At 62.9% G+C, this 11,184-nt stretch carries 7 protein-coding genes; 3 read left to right on the forward strand and 4 right to left on the reverse strand.

The genetic code is table 11. From position 1 onward, the window contains the following. The first annotated feature begins 25 nt into the window (after positions 1-25). Positions 26-1,264 carry a DUF6716 putative glycosyltransferase gene (locus FAX90_RS08565; RefSeq protein ID WP_144096990.1) on the forward strand — a complete coding sequence of 413 codons (1,239 nt, stop codon included), beginning with the start codon at positions 26-28 and terminating at the stop codon, positions 1,262-1,264. Positions 1,265-1,440: 176 nt separating this feature from the next. Beyond that, positions 1,441-2,622, forward strand: coding sequence for a DUF2279 domain-containing protein (locus tag FAX90_RS08570; protein ID WP_205700655.1), 1,182 nt, complete (start codon positions 1,441-1,443; stop codon positions 2,620-2,622). 13 nt (positions 2,623-2,635) lie between these two features. On the opposite strand, the gene FAX90_RS08575 is transcribed toward FAX90_RS08570, so the two are convergent. From FAX90_RS08575 to FAX90_RS08590, 4 genes are all read right to left on the reverse strand, one after another. Beyond that, positions 2,636-3,958: a sugar porter family MFS transporter gene (locus FAX90_RS08575; RefSeq protein ID WP_144096992.1), complete on the reverse strand. Its 1,323-nt coding sequence runs from the start codon at positions 3,956-3,958 to the stop codon at positions 2,636-2,638. A 24-nt stretch (positions 3,959-3,982) separates the two neighbouring features. Next, positions 3,983-5,407 carry an alpha-amylase family glycosyl hydrolase gene (locus tag FAX90_RS08580; protein ID WP_144096993.1) on the reverse strand — a complete coding sequence of 475 codons (1,425 nt, stop codon included), beginning with the start codon at positions 5,405-5,407 and terminating at the stop codon, positions 3,983-3,985. Further along, complete coding sequence (locus FAX90_RS08585) at positions 5,404-6,918, reverse strand: MFS transporter (RefSeq protein WP_144096994.1); 1,515 nt, start codon at positions 6,916-6,918, stop codon at positions 5,404-5,406. Before FAX90_RS08585 ends, FAX90_RS08580 begins: the two co-directional genes overlap by 4 nt. 121 nt (positions 6,919-7,039) lie before the next feature. Then, positions 7,040-8,077, reverse strand: a complete 1,038-nt coding sequence (locus FAX90_RS08590) for a LacI family DNA-binding transcriptional regulator (protein ID WP_144097367.1) — start codon at positions 8,075-8,077, stop codon at positions 7,040-7,042. A 276-nt stretch (positions 8,078-8,353) separates the two neighbouring features. Here FAX90_RS08590 and FAX90_RS08595 point away from each other — a divergent pair, with 276 nt between their 5' ends. Further along, a complete protein-coding gene (locus FAX90_RS08595; protein ID WP_170234921.1) occupies positions 8,354-11,161 on the forward strand; it encodes a TonB-dependent receptor in 2,808 nt (935 codons plus the stop codon). The last annotated feature ends 23 nt before the right edge of the window (positions 11,162-11,184 follow it).

Raw genomic sequence — 11,184 nt, forward strand, 5'->3', positions numbered from 1 at the left:
AGTAGTTGGTGAGGGGCAAGACCGTATGAAAGGGCCGGCGCGTATCCTGCTCGTCGCGGGGTTCGATTCGTTCATTCGGTCGGTCTGCCTTGTCGGGCGTCCGTTCGCCGACGCCGGTGCCCAAGTCGAATTCGCACTTTTGCAGACCAGATCCGAACAGATCGCAAGGCCGCAGCTGGACCGTCTGAAAGTTCCCTTCCATGGGTCGGTCGAAACACTCGACAGCATGTGCGTCCCGGACGTGCTATCAAAATACGACTTGTTGATAATGGCCGTCGACGGATCTGCCTGGCGCCGCTTCTTCCTGCGGTTCGAAAAAATGAAGGGCGCTAATCGCCCGCTCATTCTGGGTATATATCCCGGCGCGGTGCTGCGCTACCACTACGACGGGTTTGCCAGCCGCGCGCCAGCCGATTTCCTTTGGCTAAACGCCCAAGACGATCTTACGCGTTACGAAGAAATGTGCGCCGCTTTTGGAGCTGATTCCACCAACGCCTCTGTTTTCGGTCTGCCTGCGCTGCTCGCACCAGTCCATCGCGCGGCGCGACCGCGCAAGCGGATCGTGTTCTTCGAACAGACCGTGATCCCACGCTCCCGCAACGACCGAGCTTTCCTGTCGGATCAGCTGATCCTGCTGGCACGGCGTTTCCCGGATTACGAACTTGTGATCAAGCCACGGCACGGAATCGACGAGTTCACCTTGCACCGTGCCCGCGTCCACATCGAGGCGACGCTGGCAGCGGCGGGGCAGAAGTTAGGCGGGACGCCCGCCAACCTGTCGATCAGCCACGAAGCGGTCGAAATACTCCTCGCCGACGCGTCGCTCTGCCTTACCGTGACATCGACCGTGGCGCTAGAAGCGGTGCATGCGGGCGTGCCCACAGCCCTGATCAGCGACTTTGGCGCACATGACGACACCGGAATCCAATTCTTCTACGGATCGGGACTGATGCGCCCCTTCGAAGAAATCGACCCCGAAAATCCGCCGGTGGTGGACGTGGAATGGGCCAGAAAATCGCTGTTCGATCCGCGTCCAAACATAACCCGCAAAGTGGCAGAAGTGCTCCACGCGATTGAGCATCACCGCGAAAATCCCCGCGCGCAGCGCTCGCTTGCGCCTCTTCTCCACTCACGCCTTCGTCATGAGACGCTGATCGACAGTCTCTCGGCGGACGAAGTCGGCAACCGGTCCTATCAGAACGAACCGAAAGGGCGCATTCGCCAGTTGCTTGGCCGAATCCGCTCAAGGCGCATGCGCAAGTAATTTTAATCGATCCTGCAAGGATGAGACAAGAATTGCAGGATTTGCGGCGGACTCCATCGCCATAGAATAATTGGGGGTTCAAGTGGCGGGGAAAATATGGTTTGGCGCTACCACTGAATTGGTCGCATTCGGAGACAGTTAAATTGCCAAAGCACCTCGTGTCGAGCGCCGCAAAGGTGCCTTGGCTTTTTGCGGCCGTTGCACTTTCGGCCGGAACCGCACAGGCCCGCGCGACCGATCTGGATGTCATCGCGTCGCTGGACCTTGATAGCAAGGCATCTTCCATCGAAGGCCGAAGTGATTTTACCGACTTGTCGACCATCGCGGGTGCGATGCCTGGGCGGTCCGGGAACGGTCCCCTGCTGATCCTGTCGGACAACGGTTTCGATCTTGCCCGCTTCGCGCAGGACGATGAAGCGTACGGCCCGGCCGAACCCAGGTCCCAGGCCCCTGCGATGGAGCAGGAACCGGACCCGTCGGCGAGACCGGAGATCAATCCCTATTTCGACGAAGACGGCGATGTCGTCCTGCGACGCTGGGCCGATCACGTGCCGCACGGCTATGCGACGCACCGCAATTTCGGTTCGCAGTTCAGCACGATCAAGACCGAGATGGCCTTGTTCGCGCTCTACTTCTCCGCACAGAGCGGGAAGAAGCTGTTCCGCGAAACCGACAGCTTCAGCTTCCACGACGAAGGCTGGTTCGGCAAGGACACCGGAAGCCTGGGTTCGGACAAGATGCTGCACGCGTTCGACACGTACCTGATTGCCGAAATCCTGCACATGCGCCTGCACAAGACGACCCATGCATCGCAAGGCGACGCATGGGTTGCCGCCGCATTGGCATCGGCGCTTATGGCCGCGAACGAATTGTCGGACGGGATCGAGCCGGATACCGGCTATTCGCTCAATGACATCGTCATGAACTCTGCCGGCGCGCTGTTTTCGGTATTTCGCAACACCGTTCCCGGCGTGCGCGAAAAGATCGCGTTCAAGCTGGAAATCGTGCCCAACAGCAACGTCTATTCCTATCGCGGACGCAGGCACTACGAACAGCAGCGCTACATGTTCTCCATCAAGGGGCGCGGTTTCGAAGGGCTCAAGAACACGCCGCTGCGGTTCCTGGACCTTCAGTTGGGCTATTATGCCTCGAACTTCCTGAAATCGGATATCCAGGCCGGTGAGGAACCGCGCCGCCACCTCTTCGTCGGGGTCGGGCTGAACGTGGGCGAAATCCTGTTCGGTCGCAACAAGACCGGCTTTTCAAGGCACGCCGACAGGGTCCTGGACTACCTCCAGCTACCCTACACCTCGGTCCGCCTCGATGCGCATGGCGACGTGAAGTACGGCCGGCGCTGATCCGGCCACACGGTCACGCGTCCTTCAGCAGGTCCGCCGAAATATCTTCAAGGCTGCGCCCGCGGGTCTCGATCATGGCGAAGCGTACCCAGACCAGTTGCAGGACCATCATCGCCGCAAAGAACGCAAAGATGATGACGGGCGCGATATTCGCCAGCACTACCGGCATGACCAGCGTCAGCAATGCGGCGAACACCCAGTGCGTGCCCGCGCCCAGCGACTGCCCCTTGGCGCGCGCCGCGCTGGGGAAAATCTCGCTGATATAGACCCAGATGACCGCGCCCTGCCCGATGGCGTGAACCGCGATGAAGGCGAAGATGAAAGGCAGGACCAGCGCGAACTGATCGGCGGCAAAGCCGTAAGCCGTCATGCCCAGCGACACGATGTAGCCCACGCTGCCGACATACATGAGGAGCTTGCGGCCCGCGCGGTCGATCAGCATCAGGCCGATCAGCGTGAAGACGAGGTTCACGACGCCGATGCCCACCGTGGCGAGCAGCGCGGTAGACGATCCCGCGCCCGAAATCTCGAAGATGCGCGGGGCGTAATAGATGATCGCGTTGATGCCCGACAGTTGGTTGAAGAACGCGATCAGGAAGGCGAGCATCGCCGGACGCCGGTAATGGCGCGACAGGAACTGGCCCCAGCTGATCGAGCGCGCCTCTGCGCGGGATTCTGCCTCTATCGCGGCAACGGTTTCGTCCACTGCGGCCGGGTTCACCCGTGCGAGGATGGCGCGTGCCTCTCCCTCGCGGCCCGCATGGACGAGCAGCCAGCGCGGGCTTTCGGGAATGGCGAACGTCGCGGCCAGATAGGCGATGGCGGGCAAGGTCTCTGCCCCCAGCATCCAGCGCCAGTCGTCAGCCCCCGTGCCGCCGATCAGCCAGTTGGTGGCAAACGCGACCAGGATGCCGGTCACGATCATCGTCTGGAACAGCGCGACCAGCCGCCCGCGCTGCGCCTTGGGCGCGATTTCCGCGATATAGGCGGGCGCGGCGACCGAACTGGCCCCCACGCCAAGCCCGCCGACCAGGCGGAAAAGGATGAAGGATGTCGGATCCCACGCCAGCGCCGAGCCGATGGCCGACACGGCATAGAGCACGCCAATGGCGATCAGCGTCGGCTTGCGCCCGAACCGGTCCGACGGCCAGCCGCCCAGCAAGGCCCCGACCACCGTGCCCCAAAGCGCGGCGGAAATGGCCAGCCCGTGCATCGCGTCCGACAGGTTCCAGACCCGCTGAACCGCCTGTTCCGCGCCGGAAATGACCGCGGTATCGAACCCGAACAGGAACCCGGCCAAAGCGGCGACAAGCGCCCATCGTGCATAGCTACCCATCGCCGCCGACCTTCCGTTCCGTTCTTACTTCGCGCCCGATGACAGGAGGCGATAGCCCCATGCCGGGAGCGTGACCGTGCCTTCGTCCGCGATCGTCACGCTCTCGCCGGTGCCGAACTCGGTATAAGTGCCCGCCGCCAGCGCATCGGCCAGCTTCGCTCTGACCGGCTGGGCCGACAGGTTGAACAGGCCCACGACCTTGTTGCCGTCCTGCTGGCGGACCCAGGCGAAAAGCTGCTTAGGCTTGTCATTGACGACCTGCTGCATCCGCGCGCCCCACTGTCCGTTGGCCAGCGCCGGGTTGGCCTTGCGAAAGGCGATCAGGTCGCGCGTCAGGTCGCCGAGCTGGCAATCTTCGCCCTGAGACCAGTCGATGGTGTCCTTTTCAAAGAACTCCAGCCGCTTGGCATTGCACGCTTCCTGTCCGTTGTAGACCATCGGCAACCCTTCGCCGGTGAAGGACAGCGCCATGAACGCGGGCAGCGCGTCGCCGAAATTCTCGTACTGGGTGCCTTCCCAAGCATTGCTATCGTGGTTGGCGATATAAGTGAGGCGCATGGCCTCACGCGGCCAGTTGCTCTCGTTCTCGGCGTAATAGCCGAACAGCGCGGTGGCATCGGCCTTGCCCGCTGCAATGTTCTTGACGGTGGAATGCCATTCCCAGGCATAGACCGCGTCGAAAGCCTTGCGGGTCAGGTCGGGCGTCTTCCATTCGGCCAGCATGAAGACAGGCTTGATCGCGTCCAGCCGGGCGCGCTCGGTTTCCCAGAAATCGATGGGCACATATCCGGCCACGTCCGCGCGATAGCCGTCGATATCGAATTCGCGGACCCAGTATTCCATCGCCTCGCCCACGTGCTGGCGCACGCCGGGCTTCGACCAGTCGAGATCGATGATGTCGGACCAGTCCCACCACGGGGTTGGGCGGAAGTCGCCTTTCCAGTCCTTTTCGTACCAGTCGGGGTGCTTGGCGGCGAGTTCGTTGTCCCACGCGGTGTGATTGGCGACGAGATCAAGGATCACGTGAAAGCCCTGTGCATGGGCGGCGTCGACGAAGTGCTTGAGGTCTTCCTTCGTGCCGAATTCGGGGTTCACCTCGTAATAGTCCTGCACCGAATAGGGGCTGCCCAGCGTGCCCTTGCGGTTCTTTTCGCCGATCGGGTGGATCGGCATGAGCCACAGGATATCGACGCCGAGTTCCTTTAGCCGGGGCAGTTCCTTTTCGGCGGCGCGAAACGTGCCTTCCTCGGTGAACTGGCGGGTGTTGATCTGATACAGCACCGCGTCCTTGGACCATTCAGGATGGGTCAGTTCGACATAGGGCTGCGGCGCCCAGGGATCGGCGCTTTCCTGCGCGGGTTCGTCGGGCGCGCTGCCCATGGCGTAGAGGCTGCCCGTGCCCAGCAGGGCGGCGGCGGTTGCGGCGATCAGGGGGCGGGTCAGTTTCATGCGGTCCTCGCGGGGATGGCGGCCGAAACGCGGGTCATGGCAAGGGCTGCAACGGCCCAAGCAGCGGCGGCGAAAAGCATCGTCCACACTGGTTCGCCCGGAAAGAACGCCAGCATGATCGAGCCCATGACGGTCGCGACCAGCAATTGCGGCACGACGATGAAGATGTTGAACAGGCCCATGTAGATGCCAAGCTTGGCCTGCGGCAGGTTGGAGGCGAGGATCGCATAGGGCATGGCCAGGATCGAGGCCCAGGCGATACCGATCCCGATCTCGCATACGATCAGCGCATTGGCATCGCGCAGGAAGAAGAAACCGAGAAAGCCCAATGCGCCCAGCGTCAGGCAGATCGAGTGCGTGCGCACCGGCCCGAATCGGCGCGACAGCCACGGCAAGAGGACCAGCGCGGCGACGGCGGCCACACCGTTGTAGACGGTGAAGAGTACGTTCACCCAGTTCGCCCCTTCGTTATAGGCGGCGCTGGCCGTGTCGGTGGAGCCGAACACGTACTGTGTCACGACCGGCGTGGTGTTGATCCACATGATGAACAACGCTGACCACGAGAAGAACTGCACCAGTGCCAGCCGCTTCATCACCGGCGGCATGCCGGAAAAGTCGCCGACGATGCTGGAAAGCATGTTGGGCTTCGTGCCGCGGCGCGCCATGCGGATCGCGACGATGTCGAGCACACCATAGATCGCAAGCAGCGCGCCCAGCAGCAGGACTTCCTTCTGCAGGCCGAGCAGGTCGACCGCGAGCGCCACGATCACGCCCGCCACGATCCAGGCAATCCCGCCCAGCGGCTTCTTGGCCGCCAGCCGCGCGATGATCTCGCCGTCGTCGTCGGCCGCCACATGGCCGGAAAAGGCGGCCTGTTCTTCGGGGCTGTATTCGCGGGTGGTGAAGACCGTCCAGACGACGGCGACCAGGATGGCGACGGCTCCGAACCAGAAGGCATAGCGGACAGTGTTGGGCAATGCGCCTTCGGGCGCGACATTGTCGACGCCAAGGTGTTCCAGCAGCCAGGGGAAGATCGAACCCAGCACCGCGCCCGCGCCGATAAAGGCGGTCTGCACGGCATAGCCCGCCGCGTGCTGATCGGTGCGCAACATGTCACCGACGAAGGCGCGAAACGGCTCCATCGAGATGTTGAGGCTGGCATCGAGCACCCAGAGCATGGCCGCGGCAAAGACGAGCGGGGCGGCGATCGTGGGCGCAAGCGGCATCAGGAACAGGGCAATGGCGGCCATGATCGCGCCGGTCAGGAAATAGGGGCGTCGGCGGCCCAGCCGGTTCCACGTCCGGTCCGACAAGTGGCCGATGATCGGCTGTACGATCAGCCCCGTCAGCGGGGCCGCGACCCACAGCGCGGGCAGGTCGTCCATGCTGGCGCCCAGCGTCTGGAAGACACGGCTCATGTTCGCATTCTGCAGCGCGAAGCCGACCTGAATGCCGAAGAATCCGAAGCTGATGTTCCACAGGCCCCAGAAGCCCTGCCGCGGTTTTTCCATCGCGGAACGATCCTTTCCCGTTGCCCCGCAGCTATGTTTTTGCCGCGTGGGTTTCGATCAGGTCACACGATGGCCGCTGGTCGCACAACAAGAATACGAATGTATCGCGTTGCACCCAGGCTCAGGACGATACGGTACTTCCCCTGACGATCAGCCGTGTCGGCAGGCGGACATCGGGGCCGGGACGGCGCGCGATCTGCGCCATCAGCGTATCGACCAGCCTTGCGCCCGCACCGGCCACGTCCTGCTGCACGGTTGTCAGCGGCGGGCTGGTGAGGCTGGCCGCGGGAATGTTGTCGAAACCGATCACGGCGACGTCCTCGGGTATCCTCAGCCCCGCCCCGGAAAGCGCGCGCATCGCGCCGATGGCGATCAGGTCGCTGGCCGCGAAGATCGCGTCGAACGGCTTTTTCGAAGCAAGCAGTTCGCTTGCCGCGCGGTAACCTGCATCCTCGGTGGTCAGCGCCTCGTACTGAAGCGCGGGATCGGGCTCCACCCCCGCCTCGCGCATGGCTTCGCACAGGCCTTCGTAGCGGTGGGCGAATTCCGGGTATTGGGACGTCGCATGGCCGAGAAAGGCGATCCTGCGCCGTCCGTTCGACAACAGGTGTTCGCCCGCCAGCCTGCCCGCGCCCAGATTGTCCGACCCGATGGTTGCGCCGCTTTCATCGCTGCGAACAGAGCCCCAGCGCGCAAAGTGCGTGCCCTGTTCGACCAGCTTTTCAAGCCGTGAGCGGTAGAGTTCGAAATCGCCGTAACCGAGCAGGATCAGGCCGTCTGCCCGGTGCGAATCCTGGTAACGCACGTGCCAGTCGTCTTCCAGCCGCTGGAATGAGATCAAGAGGTCGAGCCCCCGATTCGCACAGGCCCGCGTGATCGATCCTAGCATGGCGAGGAAAAACGGGTTTATCATGCTGTCGTCGGCGGTGGGATCTTCGAAGAACAGCAGTGCGATCGTGTTCGACCGCTGCGAACGCAGCGAGGACGCATTCTTGTCGACGGTATAGTTCAGATCGCGGGCGATCTTCTCGATCTTCTCGCGCGTTTCCTTGCTGACCGACAGGTCGCCGCGCAGCGCGCGGCTCACGGTGGGCTGCGATACCCCCGCTGCATAGGCGATGTCGAAACTGGTAGGCCTTCCCGTTGGCCTGCGCCCCATCTGCAACTCCCGCTCGGCCACTGTCGTGGGCCTCAGCATAGCCCACAGAGGCGCTGTCTGGAAGGAAAAGAGGCGTATGCAAGTATATGAATAAATTGGAATAATGCCGATACCGTCAGTTTTTCGCACTGGCAGCGTATACGTATGCTGTCTTCCGCAGCGGCGTGTTTCGGACGTATCAGCCCCATCGCCAGCAACCCAAGACGGGGTTTGCATGGCCAGAATCAAGGAGGCACGCCACGGGGCGAAGCCTTCGCGCTTAGGGGACTGAGGAACATGAATTTCCGGACCAAGTTGAGTCAGAGCGTCAGCGCCACCGCCTTTACGGTCGCACTCGTCACGCTCGCCGCGCCTGCCGTCGTTTATGCGCAGGAAGCCACCGTCGAACCTGGCGACCAGGACGTTTCCGAAGAGGAAACGCAGAACGTCATCATCGTCTCGGGCTATCGCCAGGCGCTGGAAACCTCGATCAACCTGAAGCGCGAAAGCCCGGTCATCGCCGAAGCGTTCAGCTCCGAAGACATCGGCAAGCTGCCCGACGTCTCGATCGCCGAAACGCTGGGCCGCCTTCCGGGCCTTGCCGTGCAGCGCATCAACGGCCGCGCCCAGTCGCTCTCGGTTCGCGGCCTTGGCCCCGACTACTCGACCTCGCTGCTCAACGGCCGCGAACTCGTTTCCTCGGGCGACAACCGCGCCGTGGAATACGACCAGTATCCTTCCGAACTGATCGACCAGGGCGTCGTCTACAAGACCCCCTATGCCGGTCTCATCGGCCAGGGCCTTGCCGGCACCGTCGACCTGCGCACGATCCGTCCGCTGTCGAAGGGTGAGCGCATCGTCTCGGTCGCGGGTCGCCTCGAATTCAACGAGGGCGGTTCGCTCAACCCCGATCTCAAGGGCTGGGGCTATCGCGCCACCGGCACTTACGTCGACCAGTTCGCCGACGATACGCTGGGCGTTGCACTTGGCCTTGCGGTTCAGTCGAGCCCGAGCCAGATCGAGCGTTTCAACGCATGGGGCTATCCGGACGACGCCGGTTACATGGTTCTGGGCGGCATGAAGCCGTTCTCCAAGTCGGTCGACCTTGACCGCGTCGGCGCCTTCGGCACGATCGAGTGGGAGCCCAGCCCCGACTGGAACACCTCGGTCGACCTGTTCTACGCCGATTATCGCGAACGCATCCCGATGCGCGGCATCGAATTCCCGCTCAACCCCGGCTGGGGCGCGAGCACGACGATCACCGACAATTCGGGCGGCGACTTCCCCGACAGCGTGACGTTCGCCAATGTCCAGCCGGTCGTGCGCAACGACTATGACCGCAAGGACACCGAAACGTTCGCCGCAGGCTGGAACACGAAGTACGAAAACGACGACATCCTGCTGAACCTCGACGTCTCCTACTCGAAGGCCGATCGCCGGCTTCAGCAGATCGAAAGCTATTCGGGCTTCGGCTACGGCGCGAGCAGCAGCGATCCGTCGGACACCGTCACTTATACCCGCAGCGACAGCGGCTTCCCGTTCCAGTTCTCGAACACGGCCGACTATTCGGACACCAGCACGATCGTGCTGACCGACCCGCGCGGCTGGGGCGGCGGACGCAATATCGTCCAGACCGGCTTCATCAACGACACGATGACCAAGGACGAACTGTGGTCTGCCCGCGGCGAGATCGTCGGCAAGCTCGAACATCCGTTCGTCAAGCAGCTGGTGGCGGGCATCGCCTATTCGGACCGCACGAAGACGCGTGACATCACGCAGAACTTCCTGAGCCTGTCGGGCGGTTCGATCAACCCGAACGACCCGAACGCCGTCCTTGAAATGCCGATCCCTGCCGACGCGCTGCTCAGCCCGATCGACTCGCTCGGCTTCCTCGGCTTTGGCCCGCAGGTCGCATACAACCCGTTCACCCTGATCGAGAACGGCACTTACGTCCTGACCGATATCCAGAGCTCCGACCTGCCCTTCCCGGGCGACTGGTCGGTGAACGAGAAGGTCTGGACCGGCTACATGCGCGCCGATCTCGACACCGATCTCGGCTCGGTCCCGATGACCGGCAACATCGGCGTGCAGGTCGTCTTCACCGACCAGTCGTCGAGCGGTTTCGACTCGCCGGGCGGCATCAACGCGGTTCGCACGCCGGTTACGTCGGGTGACGAATACGCGCACCTCCTGCCCTCGATGTCGCTGAACTTCGAAGTGGCGCCGGACACGAAGGTCCGCTTCGGCGCGGCGCGCACTCTGGCCCGTCCCCGCATGGACCAGCTGAACGCATCGTCTAACGCATCGGTCGCCACGCAGCCGCAAGGCGCGCTGAACTCGATCTTCTCGGCCAGCGGCGGCAACCCGAAGCTGCGCCCCTATCTCGCGGACAGCGTCGACCTGTCGTTCGAACACTACTTCGCGGGCGGCGAGGGCTACATCGCGATCGCCGGCTACTACAAGTGGCTCGACGATTTCGTGAACCCCAATGCCGTCAGCGTCGTGCGTGACTTCAGCTACCTTATCCCGACGCTGAGCAACGAACAGCGCGCCATCGTCGATGCGACCACGACGCTGGGCTTCGTCAGCGGTCCGGACAATGCGGCCGACGGCACGATCAAGGGCATCGAGGTCAGCACCGCGATCCCGTTCGGCATGTTCTCCGACGCGCTTGACGGGTTCGGTTTCCAGACCAGCATCGCCTATACCGAAAGCAACCTGACGGTTTACGACACGGTCAACGACACGTCGTTCCAAAGCGACGTCCCGGGCCTTTCGAAGTGGGTCGTGAACTCGACCGCGTTCTTCGAAAAAGGCGGCTTCGAGGCACGCGTCTCGCACCGCTACCGCTCGTCGTTCCTGGCTGAATTCATCGGCATCTCGGCCAGCCGCCAGTTCCGCCAGACTTACGCGGAATCGATCTTCGACGCACAGGTCGGCTATCGCTTCCAGTCGGGCGCGCTCGACGGTCTGTCGCTGACGGTCCAGGCCCTGAACCTGACGGACGAGCCGTTCGTTTCGTACCAGAACGCCGATCGCGATCAGGTCATCGACTACGAACGTTATGGCCGCACTTACCTTGTTGGCGCGTCCTACCGGTTCTGATCGGTAGACGTTTCTCCCTCCCC

The organism is Croceicoccus sediminis, from assembly GCF_007570835.1.
Classification (GTDB): Bacteria; Pseudomonadota; Alphaproteobacteria; order Sphingomonadales; family Sphingomonadaceae; genus Croceicoccus; species Croceicoccus sediminis.